A 26050-nucleotide genomic window follows, 5' to 3' on the forward strand; every position below is an offset into this window, starting at 1 on the left:
AAATGGGTAAAACTCAAACACCAAATTATAATTTAACAAAAGATGATCAGAATGAATTTTATGATATTTTAATGCACGCCCAGAATATGGATTTGATTGATGGAGCGCTGAAAGGATTAAGTGACAATAAAGTAAGCAAAGTCGAAGGCAAGGATTTGTCTACTAACGACTTTACAACTTTAGAAAAGGAAAAGCTAGCAGGCATCCAAGAAGGTGCAACAAATTATCAGCATCCAGCAACACATAGTTTAGACATGATAACTGAAACAACGTTGCGAAAGATTTTTTCATCTGCAGAGAGATCAAAACTAAACGGGATAGAAGAAGGGGCAAACAATTACACGCATCCTTCATCCCATAGTCTTGATATGATTACTGAAACGACAGCAAAAAAAATAATGACAAGTGCGGAACGGTCTAAATTAGCAGGCATCCAATCTGGCGCCCAAGTCAACACAGTTACAAGTGTAGCAGGAAAAACAGGAGCGGTGTCCGTTACAAAGTCAGATGTAGGTCTTGGTTCAGTTCTGAATTATGGAGTAGCAACAACAGCGGAAGCACAAGCAGGAACGAGCAGTACGAAATATATGACGCCGTTAAGAGTGAAAGAAGCAGTAGATGCTAATGTAAAGATCGCGCATGGTACATACACGGGTGATGGAACAATAGGAAGAAATATTGTAGTTGGTTTCCAACCTAAAAAAATCATAATTGGAAATGAATATCAGATTGTAATTATTACAGAGGTCACATGGGTTAGAATATCAAATGGATCATCAGATGAAAGAGAAAATATATTAACGTCAACAGGATTCACAATTAGTTCAGATGCTGTAAATTATATGAATGGGGCAAACAAGATATACGAATGGACGGCAATAGGATAGGAGGCTCATATGATAGTAAAAGTAGAAACCAAAACATTCGAAACACATTCTATGTACCCTAATAAGGATTGGTATAACGAAGGAAACCTAGTCATCGATGAGACTAACCCAGAAAATCAAACGATGATTGAAACCATCAAAGCCCATGCGCCTAACATCATTATTGAACATCAAGACGGAGCAATAGCAAATGTAATTGTCGATGTAGCAGCAGAACAAGAAGAAGCAATGCTAAAAGGGTTAGAGCCGGATGCTTCGGAAGTCGAAAAAGCGGAGCGTCAAATACAATTAATCAATGATCTAAACGAATTGGGGGTACTGTAATGAATAAGATACAAGAAATACTAGTCAACTCTTATGCAACATTAGTCATGGCCAAAAAGATAACTATCGAGCAGGTTCCGGAAGCAAGAACTTTTGGAGCAACAGAATATACGATAAGAGAAGAGGTAGAGGTGGAAGTTGCACAAAGAACAGTGGCAGCATTAAGCTAGGAGGAAATGTATTGATCAAAGAAAATCAAGCTGAATTTGAATTAGCAAATATTGTAAAATATCAGCAAATGCCCGTCAAAAGAGATCCGGGATTAATCATTGTCCTAGATTCAAGTAATAGACCTAGAAAGCATGATGGAATACAGATTGCAATCGATAATTTCAGAGATGACGATAAGCCGGGACATAACACACAAGTTTGTGGAGTAATAAGGCAAGTCGCTCCGGACGCCAATATTGTAACATTCAATTATTTTGGTAGTGAGAAACCGAAAATTATCGACTGGATCATCGAGAACAAGAAAGATATATGCGTCGTTAATTGCTCTTTCACAAGTGGAGATAAAGAAATTGAACGATTGGAAGAACACGATATTACGGTTGTTTCATCGAGTGGAAATACAAGCCAATCAATAACTTATCCGGCAAGTCTTCCATGGATTATTTCAGTTGGAGCTTTTGAAGAGTGGAAATATAAAGTTGCAGACTATTCAAGTTATGGAAAAACACTTGATATAGTTGCTTTCACCAATATATATCTAATGGTAGATCCCGAAACAAACAAAATACATTGGTTTAACGGAACATCTTGCAGTGGTCCGGTGGCAGCTTCTATGTTGTGGCTCTACCAATCGAGATACGGCATGAAGTTTACAAGAGAACAAGCAAGACGATTTCTACATTACAACACAATAGACCTATTAGAAAAAGGCCATGATGCAAAAAGCGGATACGGTCTTTTTATTTTGCCGGAAAAAACCAAGGTCAACCTATTCATCGGATCAGATAAATACTTGATTGATGGAGTCACTTACAGAATGGATACAGCACCGGTCTTAAAAAGCAAAAGAACTTTTGTGCCGATTCGATTTGTTGCCGAAGCGCTAGGCTTCAAGGTGACATGGGGCGGAGATATTGCCGGAGGAAATAAAAAAGAAGTCATCATCCAAAACGGCAATTTAAAAGTCAATATGCTCATTGGATCAAGCGATTACCTGGTAAATAACAACAAAAGCAAAATGGATGTAAAACCCTTTCTGCAAAATAACAGGACCTATGTGCCAATACGTTTCGTAGCTGAAGCTTTAGGTGCAAAGGTAACCTGGGGCGGAGATATCGGTGGTAACAGAAATGAAGTAATTATTGAAAAGGAAGGAGAATAGCACATGGAACATATTACACATTTAAAACTATACATTATGACAGCGTTAGGAGCAATCGGAGGAGGTTGTGCATACTTTTTAGGGGGGTGGGATACAGCTTTGCAGACATTAATCTTATTTATGGCCATTGATTACATCACAGGACTTATAATTGCAGGTGTGTTCAAGAAAAGTAATAAAACAGAAAATGGAGCGCTTGAATCAAAAGCTGGTTGGCTAGGATTATTCAGAAAGGGCATGACTCTTCTTATTGTTTTAATTGCCTATCATTTAGACAATATGATTGGATCAGATTTTATTAGAACAGGGGTAATTATAGCCTATATCGTCAACGAAGCTATATCCATTACAGAAAATGCAGGTGTAATGGGGGTTCCAATACCGGACGTAATCAAAAAAGGAATAGAAGCCCTACAACAGAAGGAGTGATATTATGTCAATTCGAATAGTAATAAAGGAAGGTAAAGGAAGTTACAAAGGTATTGCGCAGGACAAGTCTTTTCACCCGAAAGGACGCATGGGGGCAAAGGTAGAAGCCTACCTAAATGACCAACTAGTATACGTGACAAAGAATGCATCCACATTGCCGGATAGCATATCAATTGAGTACGCAAGAAAATATAATGGTGGCTCACCGGTTCCGATCATATGCGAAGGAACGTACGATATATATTCCCACATGCATAAGGGGAAGGAAAATGCTATTGAGATTGGCAAAGGATTAGAAGCTACACCGGTTATTCGTGGAAATAGCCTCAGTGAATCATCATACATCAACATTCATTCAAGGAGTTTAAATGATGTCTCCAACTTTGCATGGTCCACAGGATGTATTACAATTCTAAAAGAAGATATTCAAGAAATGTTTCAAGTGCTCGAAATTAAAACTTTTAATGGCCAGCACTTAGGAAAAGTAGTTATTGATCGGACGGAAATCGACAATGAGTTAATGCAGCATTACAATTCCATACTAGGCGAGATGACTAGATATTTTAATAAAGATTGGTACTGGAGAAACATTTTATTAAAAGCAGCAGATTCAAACGTAAGATGGGAAAAAGGAATTGATGCAGTAATTAATCTTGCAAAACAACAATCATATATGGGAGATTTGGAGATCATGGAATTTCTTCCAGAGCTTCTAATCAAAATAAAAGACCTACCTTAAACGGTAGGCCTTTTTTATTACAATAAAATTCAACGAAAATCATCTAGTTTAACTTGAAGTGCATCGGCTAGCATACATGCAATTGAAAACTTACAGTCTTCTCTTTTTTCAATGTCTTGAATAGTGCGTCTTGGAACGTTTGATAATTCGACTAACTGAGGAACGGAAAGTCCTTTTTCAAGTCTTATTTTTTGAAGGTTTTTCATTTAATCTTCCTCCAATCAATGTAAGTAATAATGAAACGAATGATTAGCAGTAAGAAATAAATAGCAAACATCACATAAATAATTACATCTAAAGTACTTGATGAATCACGCATAAGCGTAAGAATAAATAATATTATTACAGGAATATCACGTAAATAATTTTTTGATTTCATATGATAATGGTGATATAATAAGAAGAGAAAGGGGAATTGCACTTCCCCTTTAGGTATTTACTTTTTTCGTTTATGTAGCCATTTTGATATTTCAATCATATTGACTATATATGTTGTTAGCAGAACGAAAATGGTAAGTACCTTTTCAATTTTACCATTCACCGACTCACTCCTTTCCTTTAATATAAATACATTATAGCACGTAACAACGTGCTAGTCAATAATTTTACTCAAGAAAATATATAAAAAATACTATATATTGTATATAAATAAAATCACACCTACATATAGTGATTGACAAAGATGATATAATTTATGTATAGTTATGGTATGAGGAGGAGACAAAATGAATGGATTATTAATGGAATTAATTAAAGCTGTGCCTTATGGTGTATTAGCATATTTATTTACAAAAACAGCATATAAGGATATCGATAAAACAAGAAATTCATTACTTGAGTTGCATAAGACAACAGTTAGTGATTTAAAGGATCTTGCTACTAATTCGCACGTTGATATTGGTGGAGAAATATCGAAGCAGCTATCTCATAGAGAAATAGTTAAATGTCCTATAGCGATAAGGGAGTGATTGTGTGAGTTATTTAATTAGTTTGCTAATATATACCATAGTAATGTTTCTGATGTTCTCACTTTTTAAGATGATAAATAGGTATAAGTCAGTGAAAACAAAACGTAAAATAAAATTAGATTCAGATCAGATAAGTATCTTGTTGAGATATGAAAAGGCTAATGCCGATGGCGAGTTCGCAGAGCTTCAGAATATAAAAAAATATTTAAACATGAGTCCTTTTATACGTAAAGGAAAATATATTGATATACAAATGATGAGCATAAGAGTTTTGGATAAACAAAACAATAAACTTAATGAATTAATAAAAGCTTTACCAGTTGAATATGAAAAAGCATCTCAGAATGTAAAAAGCATAATGGATGATTATGGATTTTACATAAGTAATTTATTAATATATAAACATTTTTGGGCGTATACATATATTCGTATTTTTAGAAATTTTCGATTTATGATTGCTTTTTTATATGAAGTAATTTGTATAATCGAATCTGGTTTAAATATAGTTAATAAAAGATTAGCGGATACGGTTAAAGAAGTAAATGAAATACAAGATAAACCACAGAGAAAATTTAGTTTTGATGATGATATAGAATATTTAGTTCGTGGATAGGTCTAGGCGAATAAGAATTAGTTGGACAGTGAAAACATAAGATCACACGAAGAAAGATAATAAAATCGTTTGTTTATAAATAATACATTTTATGTGTGTTTGATATTTTTTTATATGAAAAGACCTACCTTAATCGGTAGGCCTTTTTTGTTGCAGAAGAATATGTATATGTGGTACAATCAAATCATATTATTTTAACGAGGTGGGTATAATGGAAAGCATTAAAAATTTCAAACAACGTAGCTTGCAGTTGCTATTAAATCAACATGGAAAAGCAATAACTGGAACAAAACAAGAGCTATCAGAGAAAATACTTGAGTTGGTTGAAGCTGGGGCTATAAAGAGTGACACTTTTAATGAGTGGATTGAAAATCAAAACATTCAAGGAAATAAGCACTTATATATTTATAGTATAAACAAAGAAATTGTTGATACAATTGAAGAAAAAAAATTATCTTTAAAAGTTAAAGAAATGAGAGAAAGCGATAGGATGTTTGATCCGACATCAGTTGAGGTGACTGAAACACATGCTTTAATAACAGTAAAAGAATCTAGATATAGGCGTAGAGAAACAGAGACAGAAGAAAAATACGAAGAAATTGATTTTTTTGTTTTGATTGATATTGATAAGCGCTTATCGGTAGCCAATATTTCGTTTGATCCACCAACTGAAATATACACTAGTAATAAAGACGGACATAACATCACAACAGCTAATTTAAGGGATAGATATAAAAAAATTGTTGAAACCTTATTTGAGTGCGATTTATCAAATGAATATTTGCTAAATAGTAAAGTGCTTAAATATATGTGGAATTTAGTTAATGACAGTATAAATACTAATTTGACGCCATACACGGATAAAATCAGTGATCAAATAGATTTATTTGCCAATATGATGAATACAGTCTTAGATCTGGAGTTAGATTCGACAATAATAGAAAATATTTGTAGAGATTTAAAATTTTACACTCAAGGAGTCATTATAACTTATTCAAATGACGAATTTACATTTGAAAATCAATATGGTAAAATAATAACTGAATCTTTTAGTGGGAAATCGGGACAAAGCGTGGTTTTTGGAAATGAAACAGGTGTAGAAAATACACCGGTTCATTATTCATTAAAAGGTCCCGTATCGGACGACAGTAATTATCAGTGTAAACATCTAAAATTCGCTTGGGATACATCCCATATTTCTGGTATGAAAAGAAGTGAAGTAATAACAATTATTGACAGTAGCCGGAATTATTTTAGGGTTAAATTTGTTACATATGCGACAAGGGAGGAGATGGGGTATGTACTTTCAAAAATTGCAGAAATTAAAGGAAGAATACAGGATTCCGAACGACACTATTCAGAATCTTGATACATGGCTTGCCTCATTAAGAAGGTTTGAAAGAAAAAGATTTTACAGTGATTTCTTCGCATATGAATATGACATTAATCCAGAGTTTGCACTGGAGGTATTTATCAAAGCATCTGAGGTTGGAATATTGAAAATTAATTATGAATTGCATTGTCCGGAATGTGATGAATTCATAGAAAAAATTGAACCTGATTCAATTTTTGAGGAATCTAAAGCATTTTGTGAGAATGGCCATTCATTTAATAGAGTTGAAGGAATTGTTATGTCTTTCGAGTTGATTGAAACACCAAAAAAAAAAGAACAAATAGTATTATTGAATTAAAGACTAGTAAACTAGGATTTACTTCTTTATTAGATGGTTCAAAGAAAAATGTATACATAGCACATTACTTAATAAATCACAATTTATTTTTTCCGAATTATGATAGTTTAAATAGAGAATTAGAAAATCTTGAAGAGTTAACAAAATCTAAAGATAAAAAAAATAACAGGAAAAAGGGAAAGGCCTTAGAAAAATTTGCTTCTTTAATTTTTTCTTTTTGTGTTAATTATGAAGGATATGAAGATGTTAATACTAAGACTAATCAAATTGATATAAAGATTAATCTTAAACCAATCCCTTTCCCAGAACCATTCATAACGCACTTGGGATATACTATTATTGTTGAATGTAAAAATGAAAATCATTCTGTATCAAGTAGAGAAGTGGATAATTTATCGACATTATTAACTGATTATGATTCTAAACTTGGGATCTTTCTATCAAGAAAAGATATCTCTGGTAATTCAAATGAAGACGGAAAGAGAAGAGCAATTAATCAATATTATGCGCATAAGCATACAATTATTTGTATTACTTTTGATGAAATTAAAAAAAGAGTAATAGAAAATAAGGAAAGTTTTATTTGTTTGATAGAAGAAAAATATAATGAATTTCATGACAGTAAATAATATACTTGAAAAAATTAAAGCATATTGATAAAATATAGTAGATGGTTGTCATATCATATCTATTCCAGATGCAGCCATTACCCTTATTAATTATTTATACTCCCCTCATCAAAGCCCTGGTCTTTACTGGGGTTTTATTTTTGAAACCAATGGCCCATTCATGTCCCAAAGCAATAAAAAGAGAACATCCTATATTCTAAAGATGTTCTCAAAGTATTGTTTTTACTGTATGCAGTTGGGGGGACTCGAACCCCCACGGGCCTAAGCCCACAAGATCCTTAGTCTTGCGCGTATACCAATTCCGCCACAACTGCATAATAAATTGCGTATATCACGTGACGCAAGAACAATAATAGCATACCTATATAGAGAATGTCAATAAAAAAAATGAAAAAGGTACCTAAAAAACCGTGGTTATACGAATTCTATAGTGAAAAAGTCAAAGTGTATTGCTTTTGGAAGGATTATGGTATAATAGAATTAATACGATAATCATAGTAGTCTGCCGAAAGTGGTGAACATATGACTGAGAGAGAGCGTAATCAAACAATACAGGAGAACTTTCCATTTATTGTTAAAACCGTGTCAACAATTACTAAAAAATATGTAGAAGTTGGTAATAGTGATGAGCTCAATATTGCCTTGGAAGCATTTAATGATTGTCTTGATCATTATGATGCGGATAAGGGCAAGTTTTATAGTTATGCAAAAACGGTGATTCATAATAAGATAGTAGACTACTATCGCCATATATCCAATCATCAAGAAACGCAAATCACAGAAACAGATATCGTCTCAGATAATATTGAAGAATTAATTATTATGCGTGATGAACTTTTAGTATATAAAGAACATCTCCATGTATTTGGGCTAAACTATGAAGTGCTTATCAGTGAGCATCCAAAACATGATGAGACACGTAGACATATTATCGAATTGGCTAAAAAGCTACAGTCGAATTCGGATATTATGCATGCCTTAATCGAGAAAAAAAGACTTCCTGTAACCTTAATTAGCCGCGAATATGATCAATCCCTTAAATTTGTAAAAAGCCATAAAAAAACGATTTCAGCAATTTTAATAGCGTATCATTATGAAATACAATGTGTCATTGATTTTTTAGGTCAATGAGAGGTGATTATATGAAAAAAGCAGTTGTACTTGAGGTAAAAAGAAAATATGCGTTAGCAATGACAGAGGATAAAAAAATTGTCCGGTTAATAAGAAAGTCCAATATGGTGGAAAATCAGATAATTTATTATTTTACTGAGGACTTTTACGTTGGCGGGAGGCAAAAGTCACGGGAGAAAAAATATTTTTTTCGATTAGCAATCGCTTCTTTTGTGGTGCTATTTTTTTTGATGGTTTCCATGGAGAGGTTAAGTGGACCGATGTATCAGCCCTATGCTATACTTACCTTTGATGTGAATCCAAGTCTTGAACTCTACATAAATAATAAACAACAAATAGATTATATCGAACCGTTGAATGAAGAAGGGCAAAAGATTGTAGAAGGATATAATGAAAAGAGCCGGTCGTTAAGTGAAGTGCTTGAATACTTGACTACATCTTCAGTAAAACTTGGGTATCTCGTTGATCAAGGTACGGTTCTTGTCTCCTATGGTTTATTGGGTGAGGCTGAAGATACCTATTCTGATAAGATAGATACAACAATCGATAGTTATAGAAAACGTTATGAAGAAAAGTATACATTTGCATATGTAGATGCATCCAGAGAAGAGATTAATCAAGCCAAAGAGCAAAAAATATCCGTAGGTAAATATGTATTGATGAAGCAGGCGCAACAGGCGACAGATTATGAGCAAGAGCATGTTCAAGACATGGAAATCTCGGATTTAGTTGATACACTACAAAAAGAGCAGAATAACAATCAACCAAAAGAGCATCCGATTCGTATATATCCGGCAGCAGAAATAGAAAGTGTAGAAGAATCTTTAAATCAGCCGGAGCAACCGAACAAACCGGACCAGTCCGAGCACCCGGATAAACCGGAGCAGCAGGATAACCCGAACCAGCCGGAACAGCCCGAGCAACCGAACAAACCGGATCAGCCTGAGCACCCGGACAAACCGGACCAGTCCGAGCACCCGGATAAACCGGAGCACCCGGACCAGCCGGATAAGCCCGAGCAACCGGACAAACCGGATCAGTCCGAGCAACCGGACAAACCGGATCAGTCCGAGCAACCGGACAAACCGGAGCAACCAGACAAACCGGATAAACCGGAACAACCGGATAAACCGGAACAACCGGATAAACCGGAACAACCGGATAAACCGGATAAACCGGATAAACCGGATAAACCGGAGCAACCGGACAAACCGGATCAGTCCGAGCACCCGGACAAACCGGAGCAACCAGACAAACCCGACCAGCCGGATAAGCCTGAACATCCTGACAAACCAGATAAACCCGAGCAATCGAATAATGTGGAGCAATCAAACAAACCGGATTCAACGGATGTAGCGCCCAATGCAATAGATGAAAAGAAAAAAGAAAAATCAGAGGCTTCTAGTCAGCTGGAAAAAGATAAGAAAAAAGAATAAAATCAAGAAAACAGAAAAAAGTTTATACTTTTTTCTGTTTTTTTTATAAAAAGGTACCCAAAATAATCTATACCCTCGAATTATATAGTAAAAGAAGGTGATAAGATGGTTGAACGCGTAAAACGTCTAGGAGAGATTCTGGTTGATAGTGAAATAATAACAGATGAACAATTATTAGAGGCATTACGTTTGCAGGGGGAACGCAAAGAGGTATTAGGTAAGATACTCATTGATGAAAGGTATGTAACCGAAAAGCAGATTATCGAAGTGCTGGAAGTTCAATATCAAATTCCTCGTGTTCAATTAAATACCTATGATGTGAATGAACGAGCGACAGCACTCATTAGTTCCAAGATGGCGCGAAGATATATGCTCATACCTATAAATGTAGATAATAAAAATTTGGAAGTAGCAATGGCAGATCCACTGAATTTATTTGCGATTGATGATTTGAAACTTGCTACCGGATTAAATATAAAGCCATATTTGGCAACAGAAAAAGAGATTCTCTTAGCCATAGAGCAATATTATAAAAAACGCTCGGCTGAGGCAGCTGTAAGTGAATTTAGTCATAAATTCACAGGGAATATGGATGAAGAGCAATTGGATTTAGAATCTATATCGGATGTAAATAATGCTCCGGTTGTTAAACTCATTGATTCTATTATTTTACAAGCAGCTGAAAGCAATGTCAGTGATATCCATATTGAACCGGATGATCAAGCGGTACGTATTCGTTTTCGTGTAGACGGTGACTTGTATGAACATATGCAGCTTAATAAAAAATCCCATTCATCATTGATTACACGTATTAAAATCATGGGATATATGGATATAGCAGAAAACAGAGTGCCACAAGATGGTCGCGTGGAAGTGGAATATAACGGACGTTCGATTGATTTACGAATCTCCGTGATGCCAACAATTTATGGAGAAAAAGCTGTCATACGTCTACTTGATCGCAGTGCCAAGCTCTTAACAATTAAAGAGCTGGGCATGACAGAGTTTAAATCCAATCGATATGAACATATGATTCATGTTCCTAACGGTATCATCCTAGTAACTGGACCGACGGGTAGTGGAAAATCGACAACCCTCTATGCAACCTTGATGGAGATAAATAATATCAAGCAAAACATCATAACAGTAGAAGATCCGGTAGAGTATAGGATTAAAGGTATCAATCAGACACAAGTCAATGTCAAGGCAGGATTAACATTTGCAAATAGTCTACGCGCCATATTACGCCAAGATCCAGATGTTATTATGATCGGTGAAATCCGTGATGGGGAAACAGCAGAGATTGCTGTTCGAGCAGCAATCACCGGACACCTTGTCTTATCGACTTTGCATACCAATGACACAGCATCTTCAATCCCACGACTGGTCAACATGGGAGTAGAACCCTATCTATTATCCAGTTCCATTAAAGGGATTGTGGCGCAGCGTTTGGTTAAGCGCATATGTACTAACTGTAAGCAACCTTATGAAGCTAGTGCACATGAGCTAAAAGTTATAAAAAATCAAACAAACACCCTATACCGTGGTGAAGGATGTAATTTGTGTAACCATACAGGATATAAAGGGCGTATTGCCGTCTATGAAATTATGCCAATAACCTATGGAATTCGTACCCTCATTGATGAGAATAAGAGTGCGGATATCTTGAAGAAAAAAGCGATGGAAGAAGGAATGACAACCCTTTACAGTAGTTGCTTAGACTTAGTTCTACAGGGAATAACCACAGTCGAAGAGTTGGTCAAGTTATCTAGCGGAACAGAATAAGGAGAGGAGGAGATCTCTTGGATATAATGGAGATACTACAAAAAGGTAAAGAAACGAAAGCATCAGATATTCATCTAAAAGCCGGAACAAAACCTATTTTGCGTATTGATGGGATTCTACATTCAATAGGGGATGAGCCTATATCCAATGAAGAAATCTATCAACTGTTAAAGACCATGTTATCTGTAGAACAGCTGGAAATGTTAGAAAAACAAGGTGAGTTTGACTTTTCCTATTCGGTTCCAGGAACGGGAAGATACCGTGTCAATGGTTATAGACAACGCAACACTTATTGTTTAGCGATGCGGATGGTGAACTTTGAGATTCCAACATTAGCTCAATTAAATATTCCGGACAGTTTGTTACGGCTAACAAGTTTAAAAAATGGTTTGGTTTTGGTGACCGGACCGACAGGAAGCGGAAAATCAACGACACTGGCATCTTTAATTGAAGAAATCAACAAAACGCGACAGTGTCATATTATTACGTTAGAAGATCCGATTGAATACCTATTTTCTGACAAAAAAAGTGTCGTAGGTCAACGGGAGATAGGGACAGATTCCCAATCCTTTAACAAAGCGTTACGTGCAGCCTTACGACAAGACCCAGACGTTATTCTTGTCGGAGAGATGCGAGACTTAGAAACTATCGAGATTGCACTTACTGCAGCAGAGACGGGGCATCTTGTTTTTAGTACATTACATACGATTGGAAGTGCAAAAACCATTGACCGTATTATTGATGCCTTTCCAGAACATAGCAAATCGCAAATACGTATGCAGGTAGCATCTGTACTCCAAGGGGTTATTTCTCAACAGTTGCTTCCAACAAAAGAATTAAAAGGACGCGTTCCTGCTGTGGAGATACTGCTTCCGACGATGGCGGTGCGAAACTTAATACGTGAACAAAAAACCCATCAAATCCTTAATGAAATCCAGACCGGAAAAAACAGCGGGATGATTACAATGGATCAATACTTGGAGTCGCTATATAAAAAAGGAAAAATTACAAGTGAGGTAGCCGTTGAATATGCATTTGACCGAGAAGAGTTGTTAAAAGAAATCTCTTACTAGAGAAGGTGAATTATGGAATATCAATATAAAGCAATGAAGGCTAATGGAGAAATCGTTGAAGGTATTTTTGTAGCAGATCAACGCCGTGATGTTATCGAAATGCTCAAAAACAATAACAACTATCCTATCGATATTCAAGAAAAGCAACAGGTAGGAACTAAAGAGGTGGCTTTTTGGGCAGGAGTCAAAGCCAAAGATTTATCCTTTTTTTGCCGCCAGCTTCATGCCATGTTAAAGGCAGGAAGTACGATTTCCAAAAGTTTGGATATTATGAAGCGACAAATAAAAAAACGTAGGTTTCAAGAGGTGGTCAGTGACCTGCATCGCGACGTACAAAAAGGCACGGTGCTTTCGCTAAGCATGAAGAACCATCCGAAAGTTTTTCCGGAGCTCATGATATATATGGTTGAGTCGGGAGAGATGAGTGGAAATTTGGACACAATTTTCCTACGCTTAGCAGATTATTTTGAAAAAGAGAACAAGCTAAAAAGTAAAATCAAATCGGCAATGGTCTATCCAATCATTCTCATGATTATGTCAATACTTGTCGTTGCATTTTTGGTAACTTTTATACTTCCTACATTTGTATCCATGTTTGAAAAAAGCGATGTAGAATTACCTATGATGACACAGATGCTTCTAGGATTTAGCACCTTCGTTCGCACGCATAGTGTACTTATACTTATTGGCATTCTTACCGTGGTGATTGTTGTGCATCAATACATTCATTCAAAAATCGGTCGTCACCATATAGACTGGTTAAAGATTAAGATACCTGTTGTTAAAGATGTGAATACAAAAATCATCACTGCACGATTCACAAGAAATCTATCCACCATGCTTTCAAGTGGCGTACCTATGTTGACCGCATTAAAAAATCTGGCAGATGTGATTAGTAACCAAATATTTGCAGAAGCAATTCTATCCTTCCGTGAGGATATTCAAAAGGGGAATGACTTGCACGAAGTGGTTCGTGAGAGCCATTTGTTCCCGCCGATGGTTGACGGAATGATGGAAATCGGAAAGGAGTCGGGAACACTAGACGAGATCTTGGATAAGACAGCAGATTTTTTTGATGAAGAAGTTGAGACGGCATTAGCAAGATTGGTCACCATGTTTGAGCCAATGATGATTTTAGTGATGGCATTTATTGTTGGATTTATTGTTATTGCTATGGCACTACCCATGTTTGATATGTTTCAAACAATATCAAAGTAACTGGATAATATTTTTAGAAAAGAACATTGAGGAGGAATGAAGAATGAAAAAACTAACAAAACACATGAAAAAAAATGAAGGATTTACACTCATGGAGATTATTATCGTTATTGTTATCTTAGGTATATTGGCACTTATTGCTGTACCGCGTCTCATTGGATTTACCACCCAAGCTGAGATTGCAGCAGATAAAGAATATGCAGCTGTTGTAGCCAGAGCCGCAGAACTTTACTGGGCTGCAAATGAACAACCAGCAGCTGTGAATATAACAGATATTGATACATCTAATGGAGCAGGATTAGTTGAGGATCCTGGGGCGGTGCTTCAAGATTATACGGCAGCAACAGTGACTATGGGAACAGGCACTTATGAAGGCGTTGCGTCAGTACAGCTTAGTGGTAGCGAAAGTGATGCAGATCCTATTTTTTATAATAGCATTGATGGCTATACTGCAGCCGCATTTGGGCAAGAAGAATAGTTTTGCTTTAATATTTATACACCCATGCGCTGCCGGCCAGCGCATGATCCCTTTTTAAAGTGGCAAATGGCATGAAGGAGTTGAGCGGAATGCAAGCACAAAAAGATAAATTGAAAAAAATCAATAAAAATATTATCGCTTTAGAGATGGGTGGGCATTCCATGAAGATTGTCTATGGCGATGTTCATAAAAATCAACTCGTCATCAAAGATGTTATTACCCAATCCATACCGAGTGGTCTCTATAGTGATGGAGAAATAAAAGACATTGAATGGTTAAGTAAAAATCTAAAAAACACATTACGTCAGCATCATATTCACAGCCATCGATGCTTTTGCACAACAGATAGCGGGCAGATGATTATGCGTGATGTAAAAGTGCCAAGTATTAATAAAGAAAATTTACAAGAGATTGCAAAATTTGAAGTAGAACAGTTTTTGCCGGTAGATATGGAAAATTATAGTGTTCAATCTATTCTTATTGAAGAAATGCAGACGGGTAATAGTCCTTTTGCTGAGATGTTAGTTACAGCGGTGCCTAAGCGCATGATTAAGCAATATAAGACCTTTATTGATAAAGCCGGGTTAACTCCTATGGTTTTAGATACACAGGCTAATGCATTGGGAAAACTTATTGAAAACCAAGAACGTATTAATCGAAGCTCAGACTTTAAGCACATGACAGTGGCTTTTATTGACCTGGGATACGAAAAAGTACGTGTGAATATTTTTAAACATGGAAAGTTTCGCTTTCAACGGTTGCTAAACTTTGGAGCTAAAGATATCGATCAGGCCATTGTGGAATTTACAGAACTTTCTTTGGATGAAGCCAAAGTACGTAAGCAAGAGATACATGACATCAGCCAATATAGCATTGATGAATCTGTGGAAAGCGGTGTCGCACGAGCGATACAATTTGTCTTAGATCAATGGATGGATGAGATTACAAAAGTGTTTAGATATTATGTATCGCGCAGCAACAATGAAGAACAAATTGAGCATATCTATCTATATGGTGGCATATCCAAAATCAATGGGATTGAAGCATATATTGAAAATAGATATAATCTACCCGTTGAAAGAGTGCGAGAAATCAGTTCTGTGACCTTAAGCCAGAATGGACAATATGAACTTTCAGAAGTACTTAACGCACTTGGCGTTATGTATCGAAGGTAGGTGGAGAGATGTTTGATTATAATTTCTTTCAAGAAAATGAAGCGAAAAAACCGAAAAAACCGAGTATGATTATTGCGTCAATCATATGTGTAACACTGATACTTGGAATGGTTGGAATTGTTGCATGGACATATACGCAAAAGTCAGCACTCCAGATGAACCTAAACATAACCAAAGATCGTATTCGAGAGATTCAGTCCAACGATGATATTACTCGTATTATGGAAAAAGAAGAGCTTCTTGTCCAATTGGAAAATATTCAGCAAAATATTGATGCGGCCAATCGAGTGATTCTATCGGAAAATCAAGTATCAGAAAATATATTGGCACTACTTAGTGACAATATACCGATGGATGCTAATTTGGAAAAGCTTGAAATCATTGAAGGGCAAATGTTTATCGTCGGCCGAGCTGACAATCGACCTGCCATTGCTGAATTTGCACATAATTTACGCTTGACGGATACCATTGGAGACGTGTTTATTTCGAGTATTGAACAAGATGAAACCGAAATCCATGATTATCAATTCTCCATGCAAGCAGTGATTGGAGGTGACACTCAATGAGGATATCAACGCGTGAACATATTTTGCTAATTAGTTTAATTACCTTTATCATCCTGTGGGTAGCATTTGTATATATTTTAGAGCCGCAATGGATTGAAATGGAAGCTATGCGCCAAGAACTTCGGGTTGAGACGGTAGAACTTGAACGTTTGGAAACGATGATAAAAAATGAAGAGATGCTCGATCAAAAGATAGAGACAAACTATGTTGCCATTGAACAAAAAGCGGCACAATATTTTAATACAACGCCTCAAGAAGAGTTAATACTTTTATTTAATGACTTTTTGAATATCCCATTCCTTGAAGGAACTTTGTTAAGTTTTAGAACACCTGAACAGGTGGAGATTGAAGGGATAACTTTTCAAAAAGACGTTATTGAAATCACAAGCGAAGGTCAATATGGCTCTGTTGTGAATGTATTTAAAAACATGTGGCAGTTTCAAAAACATGTCAATATGACATATGCCAATCTTAGCAAAAAATCGATTGATGAAGTTGTAGGTCAGATGGAGTTAGCCGTATATACACTTGTAGCCGATGTAAACATAAAAGATCAACTTTATGAATGGTATATTGATGATCTGTTTTATAAGGAAGATCCGTTTGCCCCTTATCAACCAAATCCAGAAGCTGTACGCTATATTTATACACAAGAAGATCAAGGACTATTTAATTATGATTTGAATTACGCATTTACAGATATTGAAGGACATTATATGGAAGCTGAGATTAACGAGTTTTTACAAGCGGGATATTTGTTTTTAGACCCTTATATGACATTTAAACCGGATACACCTATAACCCGTGGTGAATTTATCGTTATGATGGATAAAGTCTACGGATGGGAAAGTGTCAATGAAGAAGATACCATGGACTTAACATCCTTTGATGATTACGATGAGCTAGGAAGTCTTGAAAATGCCTTTGCAAAAGCTATATATCGCGGATATATCAGTGGAATCATTGAAGGATATACAGATAATACATTGCGCCCGAGAAATCCTATCACTTATGGTGAGATTGAATATATTATGAATAACATCAAAGGAACTCAAGATTATTCTTTTGCCAATATTGGTAATGCTTTAGTTGCAGATAAAGGTGTACCTGCCAAAAATTGGTCAAACCTTAATGGGCAATTGACAAAAGCAGAAGCTGTCTACTTATTATACTATCATAAATAAGCTTGTGATTCGTGAAGAGTAGGTGAAGAAAATGAATGTGAAAATACGTGGGGAAAAAGGATCAACATTTGCATATATTCTCGTCGTGATGGTTGTCTCCTTTTTGTTAGTAGCAGGTCTTATTCAAATAACAACCAGTGAAAACAATCAGGTGCGCTATCAGACGAACGAGATGAAAGCGTATTATATCGCTCGTGCAGGTGCGGAATCTGTTGCAATGGAATTAGAACGAATGGATAATGCATATTATCAATACTTTTATAGCGGACAACAGATTACCCAGGCAAATAATATGCTAGATGGTGTAGGAGATGCCGTTGTTAGTGTTGAGCGTGTTGACGAAGATGGATTCTACCGTATCATCTCCACAGGAACATATCAAGAGGCGCAAGCGACGGTTAAAATCATGATGGAATACCGTGAACGCTCGAATCTGGATTTTGGAGTCTATGCAAAAGAAACAATGGATGATGTGAGTATCAAGGACTTTGATGGCGACTTGGGCTCAGGTGGAGATATAGAATTTAAGCCCGCAGGAGATGAAGATGGAGTTACTGGGACAGTGACACGAAATACTGCAAATAATATTACTATTGCAGTACCTGAGATTTCAGATATCTATGATGCCTTGGATCAGTCAGGGACATTTATTGATCCAAGTCAGGCAGGTATAAAACTTGTTAAACAAACAGGTGGTGGACTTACGCCGGCAGAGATGATGATGTTTGGCGAATATGATATAGATGTGGATATTCGAGAATCAATGATTATCAGCCGATGGGATGATGATTATACTGGAAGCATAGCTGTTAATACGGATTTTGCAAAGTATTATATGCAGCCCTATGAAGATCATGAAGATACGTTTGAGTTGTCAACATCCAATCCCGGCGGCGCAGAAAAATGGCTTATCCTTTATCTTGAAGGTGAGGCGAATTTTGGAAAAGATGCGACGTTGGACATATATGGGAACCATAACGTAATGGTTATCGTAGAAGATGGGATTGAAATTTCAGGAACTATTAATGTGCATAACGATAATCGGATATGGTTTTATATAATGGATATACCAGAAGATAATCAAGTAGATTTGACCATTGTCAAAAATACGCTTATCGGTGTTGCTGGACATCCGGAATTATTGACCTTTTATTTAAACCCGCTTACTTCGCGTCCGATTGTGGCAGAGATAGATAGTAATCCGGATTTTTACGGATTTATCATTGGTCCAGAGGCAATTGTAAACTTAAAGAACGGGGCGACAACAGTTTATGGAGGAATCTATGCCAAAGAAGTTAATATTGAGGCTTCATCATCCTTTCATCAGTTGAATCCGTCCGATCCAAATGTGATTTTATATAAAGAAATGGGAATTGCATATTGGGAATGAGAAGAGGTGGAAATGCTATGTCAATAAAAAGAAAAATCATGCATCAAGCTGGATTTACGCTACTTGAATTGATTTTATCCATTGCATTATTATCGATTATTATGATTGCAGCTTTTAGTGGATTGCACTTTGCATATAACACGCTATTTGCTTCAAAAGAGTTGTCAAAGCAGGCGTATACTATACAAAAAGAATATGAAGGGGAACTGGCTAAAGTGCGACAATTGCCCACGGATACAACCGGGGCGACATATTTGGCTTTAGATGCATCGCGCGTAATTGATGATCAGCCGATTGTATTTGATTGGAGCAGTGGTACATTGGTTGACTTTAACGCTCAAGGCTTAACGATTATAAAAGAAGGTAAAGGTGGCGATTATCTTGAAGAGAGTATATATATGTTTATTCCGTTATATACAGAAGAAAGTCCATGACGAGGTTGGATTTACATTAATGGAAATTGTGACAGTCATTGCTATTATGGGTATTGTTATAACCATGATTTTTGGTTTTTTGGTCTTTAATGTAGATGGAATCAACTATGGTTCCGGACAAACCCAAGAACAGGCAAATCTAAGGATGGCAGCACTTCGTATTACGCAAGAGGTACGTAATAGTGTGGACATCGAGTTATCGGATACGTCTATGCTACCTGGCATGGACTATGAAATCTATGTAGACAATAATGTCGTTATGCTCGACGATGGAAGTTCGACGATTTCTTTATCGGCAGATGGAATGCAAAGCGTTGCGTTTGAACTGAAAGAGGATAATTCCAGGTACCTTCTGATTATTACCTTAGACACAAAAGGGAGTACATTAGAAACAGAAGTACTGTTAAATAATATATCAACTATTGATGCAGCAGCCACAACACTTGGTGAACGTGTAGGATTTACCCTTCCTCCGGTTGCACCATAAGAGTATTTTTTAAAGTCAATATTCGCCTTAGTGAAAGGTCGATCCTCTCCTCTCTCATTCGACCGGAAGCTAGGGCGTTTATTATGCCTTCATAAGCCTCATAAAAATCATCAGGTAAGAGGATGAGATCACTGCCGGATTCAATGACAAGGACACCAACCTCAGAAGCGGGATAAGTATCGCTTATAGCTTTCATACGAAGGGAATCGGTGACAACGACACCATCAAATCCCAGTTCGTTGCGTAGATAATCCGTGGTCATAACTTTCGAAAGAGAAGCCGGAAGGTTATCATCACTTACGTTGGGTGTATGGATATGCCCAGTCATTAGTACGGGAATACCATCGTTAATTGCTTGTTGAAATGGAAGCCATTCGACACTGCGTAGACGGTCAAGAGAATGATCAATAGAGGTCACTTCAAGATGGGTATCTGTCTGTGTATCACCATGTCCCGGAAAATGCTTGCCGACAGGAAGCACATAGGATTCCATAAGCCCTTCCATAAACGCAGTTCCATAGTCTCCTACAATGCTAGGGTCTGAACTAAAAGCACGTGTACCAATGACGGGATTGTCTGGATTGGTATTCACATCAAGAACTGGAGCAAAGTTCATATTAATGCCAATAGAAGCCAATTGCTGCCCTAACGTTTTAGCTAAGGCATGGACTTCGCCAATGCTATAGTTTGATGCTAGCTTAGCAGCGGTGGGAAGGTGAGTCACGCCGATATCTTTGGAGCCCATACGTGATACAAGTCCACCTTCTTCATCAACACTCATGAACAAAGGAATATCCGCAGTTGATTGCAAGTCAGTAATTAATTGTTGGGTTTGTGTAGCGGTACTAATATTTTCTCCAAAGAGAATAATACCTCCGACCGGATAAGCGGATAAAAAATCTTCAATCTCAGTAGAAGTCGATAAAAGTCCGGGCGTATTATTCACTGTATACAGATCAATCATAAAAAGTTGCGCAACTTTGTCCTCAATTGTCATGGTAGCTAACTTCTTATCTATCCAAGACATGGTGTTAGAAGGTAAGTCGAGAGAAGTCGCTGTGGATTCATGGCTTAGATTTGTGGATAGACGCCAAGGAAATCTCGGTGAAGGCGCAAAACTTTTTGATGGACAAAACCAAAAGATAAATAAAGCAAAGGCTCCTACCAGTAAAAATAAAATAATTATAAGGGATATATTTTTTTTAGTCTTTAACATAATGAATCTCCTAAGATATAGTGTTCCACAATTATAACAAGTTTTTTGCAAAAGGTCTATTGACAATATTTTTTTCCTATGCTATAATTCATCAAGTCGGTAGCGATAGAGCACAAGCCAATAGCTTGAATTATCTATCAAGTCTACATAAACATGATTTACTATATGCGTGAGTGGCTCAGTGGTAGAGCATCGCCTTGCCAAGGCGAGGGTCGCGGGTTCGAATCCCGTCTCGCGCTCTCAGAAGTTCTAAGATTCTAGATAACTAGGGTTTTGGGGCTTTTTTTGTGCGTAAAAAAAGACATGCATCAACATTGAAAAAAATCATATCTTCTGCTACCATAAACATAGGTATACATCAGAAGATACAAGATCTATTAAGTGTTGAGCATGGCTTGTTTTTATCTAGGCTTTTGCTTTATAGACTTTGACATAGGTCAAGAGAGCAATTAGCTTTAAAGCAAATGCGACAATAAGCCCACCGACAAGTATAGAATTGTGTGGATAGATAATCAATAAGATGACCATTAACATAGAGAGTGCTGTGGCAGCTTTTCCCGGAAGGCTAGAAGCAATGACCATCCTTTCCTTACGGTACCACAAGATAGCTCCTGCCAAAATCATAAAAATCTCTTTGGCTAAGAAGAGGTAAAAGATTACAAAAGGAATGGCATAATCAATAGCTAAAGATCCTAATGCAGTTAAAAGCATCAGCTTGTCAGCTAAAGGATCTAATACAGTACCTATTTTACTGATGCTTTGGTATTTTCTTGCTAGATACCCATCTAGAAAATCAGTGAAGCTGGCAACGAGAAAGATTATTAGTGCAATCAAGTGCCCGCGGGAAGCACTGGAAAAATATACAATGGCAAACAATGGGACGAGTAACAGGCGGATGACGGTTAAAATGTTTGGAACGTATTTCATAAGCAACCCTCGCATTCGTCAGTTGATTTTAATTAATGTATGTTTCTATTATAGCGGAATTGTTATATAAGGACAAACAATAATCGCTACAAATACTAAAAAGGATGTGAAAGGATGTCAGAAAACCCCCAAGAAAGAGTTATTCAAATTCAAAAAAATGGTCCGATTAAGGTAATAAACCCTCCACGCCTTAAGATAAAAAAAGGTGTGGAAAAATTTAGCGACCCGTCAAAGATGATTCCCAAGGAAATCAACCTTTGCCGTTGTGGATACTCAAAAGACAAGCCTTTTTGTGATGGAAGCCACTTTGTTGAAGAGTTTGATGAGGATAAAGGCAGTCAGTGGGAACCTGGAAAACGAAAGGATTATATAGGGGAGCGGACTCAGATTACCATAACAGATAATCGACGTATTTGCGCTCATGTGGGATATTGTCTTAGCGATTTACCATTGGTTTTTGATAAATATCGCCACCCATGGATTATAACAGATAATGGGTCAGTAGAAGATATCATTCGTGCTATAAGGCGTTGTCCTTCAGGCGCATTGGCGTATCGACTAAACGGGATAGAGTATCAAGCATACCATGCAGAACCAGAGATTATCGTGATAAAAAACGGTCCTTATATTGTGCAAGGTGGCATTCGCTTGGAAGGTGAAAAAAAACCGGAAACGCAAGATCACTATACCCTATGTCGATGCGGACATTCAAAGAATAAGCCGTTTTGCGATGGTGAACATATTGATCAAAGTTTTAACGATGAAGGGGAATAGCTATTATATAAGGGAGGGCTACCTATGCTAAAAAATCCAGATAAAGAAATGATGATTACTTTACTTGGAAAGGAACTATATGATGTATGGGATGAAGTATGTACATCTATTGAAAACCTTTATGCAATGGATTGTCTGTGGAATAATGGTGGGAAAACCTGGACATATGAATATAAATATCGAAGAGGTGGCAAGACACTCTGTGCATTATATGCTAGAGATAGCCAAATTGGATTTATGATTATCTTTGGGAAAAATGAACGGACCAAGTTCGAACAAGAACGAGATAAGTATTCAATAAAAGTACAGTTTATCTATGATGAAGCCAAAACATATCATGATGGAAAGTGGATGATGTTTGACCTTAAAAATAAAGAAGACATACCTGAGTTGATAAAATTATTGGCAATTAAGCGAAAACCGAATAAAAAATAACACAAGTCTAATTTGCTGTTTAATATTATTAAAAATATGGTATAATTTTAATAATATTATATCTTCGGTCAACAGAAGGGAGTATATCGTGAAATCAAAAAATGAAAAGTGGATACAACATTTTCTTATTATCGCATTAATTCTTATGGTAGTCTTTTTAGGTCAATCAGCGTTAGGTAAACTAACTGAAGCATACAAACGTGCATATGATACCAGTATTATGCAGATGTCGCTATTGTCGTTCCTGATTTTTGGAGGAATCGGTGTACTATTAGGTGTGGAACATCTTATTAGTGAATATAATAAAGTTGGAAAGTGGACGATAAGCCATTCTAAGCTTGTCTTTATGGGGATACCTTCGCTGTATTTTTCTTTGGCAATACCCTTAAGTTTTTTACCTATATTACATGATACCTTTTTGTTATACCCAATCAGCATTTTGATGCGTTATGACGGGGAAGGTTTTTTAACGATTTTTAAAGTCATCTTTGGATACACAATCATCACAAGTTTTTATAAAAGAGAATTTAGAGTATTAAATAGATAACGTAGTGCATAGAGGTGAAAAAGTGTGCTATAATTGAACAGATGAGAACTTAACATATTTATTAGGGAGGATAAATGATGTTATTGGTAAGGGAACAAGTGGCTCGCTACAAGGGAAATACGTCAAAAATCAACTCAATACAGCAAATGAAAAATTACATGATAAAAAAAGGTTATAGTCCAAAGACTATCAAGTCGTATGTTAATCACATCAAGCATCTTGACCATGCTTTAAATGGTAAGATGTCACCTGAGAGTATAGAAGATTATCTGTTGACCCTACTTAATGAGCGACAGCTAAGTCATGCATATGTCAATCAGATGATTAACGCAGTAAAAATATATTCACAGTTTCGCTTTAAGTTAAATAGTGAACGATTACATGGATATATACGCCCAAAATCTGTTCATAAGCTACCCAAGGTTATGAGTAAAGATGATGTCAAAAGATTGTTTGAAGTTACTGAAAATTTAAAGCATAAGACAGAACTGATGTTAGCCTACTCATGTGGTCTACGCGTCAGTGAAGTGGCAAATCTAAAAGTAACAGATATAGATAGCAAACGTATGGTGGTTGTCATTCATCAAGGAAAAGGACGAAAAGATCGAATTACGGGCCTTTCAATAAAAATGCTTGAACAACTTCGAGAATACTATAAGCAATATAAGCCTGGTGAGTGGCTCTTTGAGAACGCCACTAAATCAGGTCCTATTAGTGTGCGCTCATTACAGAATGTCTTTCATCAAAACCGGGAAAAAGCAGGCATCAAGAAAATCTACTCTTTCCATGCCTTGCGTCATTCCTACGCAACACACTTACTCGAAAGTGGCGTCAGCCTGCGACACATACAGCAACTACTGGGACATAAAAGTTCACGGACAACAGAACGCTACACCCACGTATCCACACAAGAGATCCAGAAGATTATCAACCCCCTGGACCTAATGTGATTTATTGTCGCAATGCGTAAAGCCTACACATATATGTTGTATTGCCGCAATGCTACAATATAAAAGTTAGAGGAAATACTATACTGTTTAAGTAATTCAGAGGAGGAAAATTGTGAATAGAGTATTATATTATCCTGGATTTGAAGTAGAGGATGAAAATTGGCTTAAATTTGCATTATTATATATTGGAGAACTCAGACCTATTATACCTTTATCTGGTGATTCGACTCTATCAGATTTAACCTTGAAAGTTCGAGAAGAGACAGATTTATTTAATTTTTATAGACCAAGTTACGCTGATGCAGAGTGGGCATCCCATATAGCGCTCGATGTTATCCAACGTATTTTAAAGAATCCAGAAATATATAGACATATATTTCATAAAACAGATGTGATGAGGCATTTAAGTGATCCTAACACACATAAGTTTCTTGTTTACGATGAAAAGACAATTTATGAATTTAGGGAATTTTGTATAAGAAATGGATTTGCAACAAATTCAAATGTAGGTACTTTGTTTAACCCGGAAATTGGGAATACGTATATGACTATTTTGTCTAATGTAATTGCTGAAAGACATAACTTGCAATGTATCACAGACAAGCCACTAATGAGTAGATACAATCTTTTGTCAAGGGATTCAATGAGGATAAATGCGGATAATAATAAAAATAAAGAACAGATTGTGAAAAGATACCGAGTAGCTAAATCTATAATTGAGTTATACCTACCAAAGGGGATTTCTAAAATAGATCTTAATACGATTATAGAATTTAGAGCTGAGAATGATTACAGAGAAGCCTTAAATGCTTTTCAGAGACAAATCGATAGTTATTTATTGAAATTAGAAACAGGTGAAGCTATGGGAGATTTTGAAGAGGAGCTTAATTATACTGTTAGAGAACTTAGAAGACAATTTTTACTATTAGCTCCGTTAACTGCATCAACGGCTTTTCAGGTTTGGAGCATTATTAATGGCAATACATCATTAGAGACAATAACTTCAGCAGCAGTAGGTGCGACTTCTGCAATTCATACAATCAAGAGGACTTTAGATATATACACTGCAGGTGAAGAATCAAGATTTACTAGAAAGTACTTATCAATGCTTCAGACGATTGATAGAAGGCGAATGAAATGGGGAACGTCCGTATAGTACTTCCTCTAACACACTGTTCCCAACATGCACAGGAAATCGGAGGATGCACACGTCGGGAACAGCCGGAACGTT

The 26050-nt window shown here is 36.5% G+C and carries 31 protein-coding genes and 2 tRNA genes; 29 read left to right on the forward strand and 4 right to left on the reverse strand.

The window, feature by feature from the left end; genetic code table 11:
- Positions 1–2: 2 nt before the first annotated feature.
- From QBE53_06155 to QBE53_06180, 6 genes are read left to right on the forward strand one after another with little or no spacing between them, the layout of a single operon-like run.
- Complete coding sequence (locus QBE53_06155) at positions 3–887, forward strand: hypothetical protein (GenBank protein ID WZL82693.1); 885 nt, start codon at positions 3–5, stop codon at positions 885–887.
- 9 nt (positions 888–896) lie between these two features.
- Positions 897–1211, forward strand: a complete 315-nt coding sequence (locus QBE53_06160) for a hypothetical protein (GenBank protein ID WZL82694.1) — start codon at positions 897–899, stop codon at positions 1209–1211.
- Positions 1211–1381: a CD1375 family protein gene (locus QBE53_06165; GenBank protein ID WZL82695.1), complete on the forward strand. Its 171-nt coding sequence runs from the start codon at positions 1211–1213 to the stop codon at positions 1379–1381. The genes QBE53_06160 and QBE53_06165 overlap by 1 nt, the downstream gene beginning before the upstream one ends.
- 11 nt (positions 1382–1392) lie before the next feature.
- Positions 1393–2544, forward strand: coding sequence for a stalk domain-containing protein (locus tag QBE53_06170; GenBank protein ID WZL82696.1), 1152 nt, complete (start codon positions 1393–1395; stop codon positions 2542–2544).
- 3 nt (positions 2545–2547) lie between these two features.
- Positions 2548–2973, forward strand: a complete 426-nt coding sequence (locus QBE53_06175) for a phage holin family protein (protein WZL82697.1) — start codon at positions 2548–2550, stop codon at positions 2971–2973.
- Positions 2974–2977: 4 nt separating this feature from the next.
- Complete coding sequence (locus QBE53_06180) at positions 2978–3712, forward strand: hypothetical protein (protein WZL82698.1); 735 nt, start codon at positions 2978–2980, stop codon at positions 3710–3712.
- 29 nt (positions 3713–3741) lie between these two features.
- Here QBE53_06180 and QBE53_06185 read toward each other — a convergent pair whose 3' ends face one another.
- The gene (locus QBE53_06185) at positions 3742–3918 is read right to left on the reverse strand and encodes a helix-turn-helix transcriptional regulator (GenBank protein WZL82699.1); all 177 of its coding nucleotides are present in this window, start codon (positions 3916–3918) and stop codon (positions 3742–3744) included.
- 519 nt (positions 3919–4437) lie between these two features.
- Here QBE53_06185 and QBE53_06190 point away from each other — a divergent pair.
- From QBE53_06190 to QBE53_06210, 5 genes are all read left to right on the forward strand, one after another.
- Positions 4438–4680, forward strand: coding sequence for a hypothetical protein (locus tag QBE53_06190; GenBank protein WZL82700.1), 243 nt, complete (start codon positions 4438–4440; stop codon positions 4678–4680).
- A gap of 91 nt (positions 4681–4771) precedes the next feature.
- On the forward strand, positions 4772–5293 hold the full coding sequence (locus QBE53_06195; GenBank protein ID WZL82701.1) for a hypothetical protein: 522 nt from the start codon (positions 4772–4774) through the stop codon (positions 5291–5293).
- Between the two features lie 211 nt (positions 5294–5504).
- Positions 5505–6662: a hypothetical protein gene (locus QBE53_06200; protein ID WZL82702.1), complete on the forward strand. Its 1158-nt coding sequence runs from the start codon at positions 5505–5507 to the stop codon at positions 6660–6662.
- On the forward strand, positions 6592–6984 hold the full coding sequence (locus QBE53_06205; GenBank protein ID WZL82703.1) for a hypothetical protein: 393 nt from the start codon (positions 6592–6594) through the stop codon (positions 6982–6984). The genes QBE53_06200 and QBE53_06205 overlap by 71 nt, the downstream gene beginning before the upstream one ends.
- Before the next feature lie 71 nt (positions 6985–7055).
- On the forward strand, positions 7056–7613 hold the full coding sequence (locus tag QBE53_06210) for a restriction endonuclease (protein WZL83270.1): 558 nt from the start codon (positions 7056–7058) through the stop codon (positions 7611–7613).
- A 230-nt stretch (positions 7614–7843) separates the two neighbouring features.
- On the opposite strand, the gene QBE53_06215 is transcribed toward QBE53_06210, so the two are convergent.
- Positions 7844–7927: transfer RNA gene (locus tag QBE53_06215), tRNA-Leu, on the reverse strand.
- A 208-nt stretch (positions 7928–8135) separates the two neighbouring features.
- Here QBE53_06215 and QBE53_06220 point away from each other — a divergent pair.
- From QBE53_06220 to QBE53_06275, 12 genes are all read left to right on the forward strand, one after another.
- Entirely contained in the window at positions 8136–8744 is a 609-nt protein-coding gene (locus QBE53_06220) for a sigma factor (GenBank protein WZL82704.1), read from the forward strand.
- A gap of 11 nt (positions 8745–8755) precedes the next feature.
- Complete coding sequence (locus tag QBE53_06225) at positions 8756–10180, forward strand: hypothetical protein (protein ID WZL82705.1); 1425 nt, start codon at positions 8756–8758, stop codon at positions 10178–10180.
- Positions 10181–10285: 105 nt separating this feature from the next.
- Complete coding sequence (locus QBE53_06230) at positions 10286–11965, forward strand: GspE/PulE family protein (protein ID WZL82706.1); 1680 nt, start codon at positions 10286–10288, stop codon at positions 11963–11965.
- Between the two features lie 26 nt (positions 11966–11991).
- On the forward strand, positions 11992–13038 hold the full coding sequence (locus QBE53_06235) for a type IV pilus twitching motility protein PilT (protein ID WZL83271.1): 1047 nt from the start codon (positions 11992–11994) through the stop codon (positions 13036–13038).
- Between the two features lie 12 nt (positions 13039–13050).
- Entirely contained in the window at positions 13051–14256 is a 1206-nt protein-coding gene (locus tag QBE53_06240) for a type II secretion system F family protein (protein ID WZL82707.1), read from the forward strand.
- A 43-nt stretch (positions 14257–14299) separates the two neighbouring features.
- Positions 14300–14734: a prepilin-type N-terminal cleavage/methylation domain-containing protein gene (locus QBE53_06245; protein ID WZL82708.1), complete on the forward strand. Its 435-nt coding sequence runs from the start codon at positions 14300–14302 to the stop codon at positions 14732–14734.
- Positions 14735–14823: 89 nt separating this feature from the next.
- Entirely contained in the window at positions 14824–15909 is a 1086-nt protein-coding gene (gene pilM, locus QBE53_06250; protein WZL82709.1) for a pilus assembly protein PilM, read from the forward strand.
- A gap of 8 nt (positions 15910–15917) precedes the next feature.
- Positions 15918–16475 carry a PilN domain-containing protein gene (locus QBE53_06255; GenBank protein WZL82710.1) on the forward strand — a complete coding sequence of 186 codons (558 nt, stop codon included), beginning with the start codon at positions 15918–15920 and terminating at the stop codon, positions 16473–16475.
- Complete coding sequence (locus QBE53_06260; GenBank protein ID WZL82711.1) at positions 16472–17659, forward strand: S-layer homology domain-containing protein; 1188 nt, start codon at positions 16472–16474, stop codon at positions 17657–17659. Before QBE53_06255 ends, QBE53_06260 begins: the two co-directional genes overlap by 4 nt.
- Before the next feature lie 31 nt (positions 17660–17690).
- Complete coding sequence (locus tag QBE53_06265) at positions 17691–19049, forward strand: hypothetical protein (protein WZL82712.1); 1359 nt, start codon at positions 17691–17693, stop codon at positions 19047–19049.
- A gap of 17 nt (positions 19050–19066) precedes the next feature.
- Positions 19067–19483 (forward strand): prepilin-type N-terminal cleavage/methylation domain-containing protein, encoded by a 417-nt coding sequence (locus QBE53_06270; GenBank protein ID WZL82713.1) that lies wholly within the window; start codon positions 19067–19069, stop codon positions 19481–19483.
- 19 nt (positions 19484–19502) lie between these two features.
- On the forward strand, positions 19503–19970 hold the full coding sequence (locus QBE53_06275) for a hypothetical protein (GenBank protein WZL82714.1): 468 nt from the start codon (positions 19503–19505) through the stop codon (positions 19968–19970).
- Here the strand turns inward: QBE53_06275 and QBE53_06280 are convergent.
- Complete coding sequence (locus tag QBE53_06280) at positions 19945–20967, reverse strand: glycoside hydrolase family 3 N-terminal domain-containing protein (GenBank protein WZL82715.1); 1023 nt, start codon at positions 20965–20967, stop codon at positions 19945–19947. The two genes, QBE53_06275 and QBE53_06280, sit on opposite strands and share 26 nt — an antisense overlap.
- A gap of 386 nt (positions 20968–21353) precedes the next feature.
- Between QBE53_06280 and QBE53_06285 the strand changes: the two genes are divergently transcribed.
- Positions 21354–21425: transfer RNA gene (locus QBE53_06285), tRNA-Gly, on the forward strand.
- Between the two features lie 166 nt (positions 21426–21591).
- On the opposite strand, the gene QBE53_06290 is transcribed toward QBE53_06285, so the two are convergent.
- A complete protein-coding gene (locus QBE53_06290; GenBank protein WZL82716.1) occupies positions 21592–22113 on the reverse strand; it encodes a CDP-alcohol phosphatidyltransferase family protein in 522 nt (173 codons plus the stop codon).
- A gap of 114 nt (positions 22114–22227) precedes the next feature.
- Between QBE53_06290 and QBE53_06295 the strand changes: the two genes are divergently transcribed.
- The 5 genes from QBE53_06295 to QBE53_06315 all read left to right on the forward strand — a co-directional run bounded on the left by QBE53_06295 (position 22228) and on the right by QBE53_06315 (position 25975).
- A complete protein-coding gene (locus QBE53_06295; GenBank protein ID WZL82717.1) occupies positions 22228–22887 on the forward strand; it encodes a CDGSH iron-sulfur domain-containing protein in 660 nt (219 codons plus the stop codon).
- Between the two features lie 24 nt (positions 22888–22911).
- On the forward strand, positions 22912–23322 hold the full coding sequence (locus QBE53_06300) for a DUF3788 domain-containing protein (protein WZL82718.1): 411 nt from the start codon (positions 22912–22914) through the stop codon (positions 23320–23322).
- An 88-nt stretch (positions 23323–23410) separates the two neighbouring features.
- Entirely contained in the window at positions 23411–23869 is a 459-nt protein-coding gene (locus QBE53_06305; protein WZL82719.1) for a hypothetical protein, read from the forward strand.
- A gap of 74 nt (positions 23870–23943) precedes the next feature.
- Positions 23944–24819: a tyrosine-type recombinase/integrase gene (locus tag QBE53_06310; GenBank protein WZL82720.1), complete on the forward strand. Its 876-nt coding sequence runs from the start codon at positions 23944–23946 to the stop codon at positions 24817–24819.
- A gap of 112 nt (positions 24820–24931) precedes the next feature.
- A complete protein-coding gene (locus QBE53_06315; GenBank protein ID WZL82721.1) occupies positions 24932–25975 on the forward strand; it encodes a hypothetical protein in 1044 nt (347 codons plus the stop codon).
- Positions 25976–26050 lie beyond the last annotated feature (75 nt).

The organism is Vallitaleaceae bacterium 9-2 (assembly GCA_038396585.1).
Classification (GTDB): domain Bacteria; phylum Bacillota; class Clostridia; order Lachnospirales; family Vallitaleaceae; genus UBA1351.

Bases quoted from the DNA above. Each gene is read 5' to 3' on its own strand.
- QBE53_06155 (WZL82693.1), top strand. From the start codon at position 3: ATGGGTAAAACTCAAACACCAAATTATAATTTAACAAAAGATGATCAG.
- QBE53_06160 (WZL82694.1), top strand. From the start codon at position 897: ATGATAGTAAAAGTAGAAACCAAAACATTCGAAACACATTCTATGTAC.
- QBE53_06165 (WZL82695.1), top strand. From the start codon at position 1,211: ATGAATAAGATACAAGAAATACTAGTCAACTCTTATGCAACATTAGTC.
- QBE53_06175 (WZL82697.1), top strand. From the start codon at position 2,548: ATGGAACATATTACACATTTAAAACTATACATTATGACAGCGTTAGGA.
- QBE53_06180 (WZL82698.1), top strand. From the start codon at position 2,978: ATGTCAATTCGAATAGTAATAAAGGAAGGTAAAGGAAGTTACAAAGGT.
- QBE53_06185 (WZL82699.1), bottom strand. From the start codon at position 3,918: ATGAAAAACCTTCAAAAAATAAGACTTGAAAAAGGACTTTCCGTTCCT.
- QBE53_06190 (WZL82700.1), top strand. From the start codon at position 4,438: ATGAATGGATTATTAATGGAATTAATTAAAGCTGTGCCTTATGGTGTA.
- QBE53_06200 (WZL82702.1), top strand. From the start codon at position 5,505: ATGGAAAGCATTAAAAATTTCAAACAACGTAGCTTGCAGTTGCTATTA.
- QBE53_06205 (WZL82703.1), top strand. From the start codon at position 6,592: ATGTACTTTCAAAAATTGCAGAAATTAAAGGAAGAATACAGGATTCCG.
- QBE53_06220 (WZL82704.1), top strand. From the start codon at position 8,136: ATGACTGAGAGAGAGCGTAATCAAACAATACAGGAGAACTTTCCATTT.
- QBE53_06225 (WZL82705.1), top strand. From the start codon at position 8,756: ATGAAAAAAGCAGTTGTACTTGAGGTAAAAAGAAAATATGCGTTAGCA.
- QBE53_06230 (WZL82706.1), top strand. From the start codon at position 10,286: ATGGTTGAACGCGTAAAACGTCTAGGAGAGATTCTGGTTGATAGTGAA.
- QBE53_06235 (WZL83271.1), top strand. From the start codon at position 11,992: ATGGAGATACTACAAAAAGGTAAAGAAACGAAAGCATCAGATATTCAT.
- QBE53_06240 (WZL82707.1), top strand. From the start codon at position 13,051: ATGGAATATCAATATAAAGCAATGAAGGCTAATGGAGAAATCGTTGAA.
- QBE53_06245 (WZL82708.1), top strand. From the start codon at position 14,300: ATGAAAAAACTAACAAAACACATGAAAAAAAATGAAGGATTTACACTC.
- pilM (WZL82709.1), top strand. From the start codon at position 14,824: ATGCAAGCACAAAAAGATAAATTGAAAAAAATCAATAAAAATATTATC.
- QBE53_06255 (WZL82710.1), top strand. From the start codon at position 15,918: ATGTTTGATTATAATTTCTTTCAAGAAAATGAAGCGAAAAAACCGAAA.
- QBE53_06260 (WZL82711.1), top strand. From the start codon at position 16,472: ATGAGGATATCAACGCGTGAACATATTTTGCTAATTAGTTTAATTACC.
- QBE53_06265 (WZL82712.1), top strand. From the start codon at position 17,691: ATGAATGTGAAAATACGTGGGGAAAAAGGATCAACATTTGCATATATT.
- QBE53_06270 (WZL82713.1), top strand. From the start codon at position 19,067: ATGTCAATAAAAAGAAAAATCATGCATCAAGCTGGATTTACGCTACTT.
- QBE53_06275 (WZL82714.1), top strand. From the start codon at position 19,503: ATGGAAATTGTGACAGTCATTGCTATTATGGGTATTGTTATAACCATG.
- QBE53_06280 (WZL82715.1), bottom strand. From the start codon at position 20,967: ATGACAATTGAGGACAAAGTTGCGCAACTTTTTATGATTGATCTGTAT.
- QBE53_06290 (WZL82716.1), bottom strand. From the start codon at position 22,113: ATGAAATACGTTCCAAACATTTTAACCGTCATCCGCCTGTTACTCGTC.
- QBE53_06295 (WZL82717.1), top strand. From the start codon at position 22,228: ATGTCAGAAAACCCCCAAGAAAGAGTTATTCAAATTCAAAAAAATGGT.
- QBE53_06300 (WZL82718.1), top strand. From the start codon at position 22,912: ATGCTAAAAAATCCAGATAAAGAAATGATGATTACTTTACTTGGAAAG.
- QBE53_06310 (WZL82720.1), top strand. From the start codon at position 23,944: ATGATGTTATTGGTAAGGGAACAAGTGGCTCGCTACAAGGGAAATACG.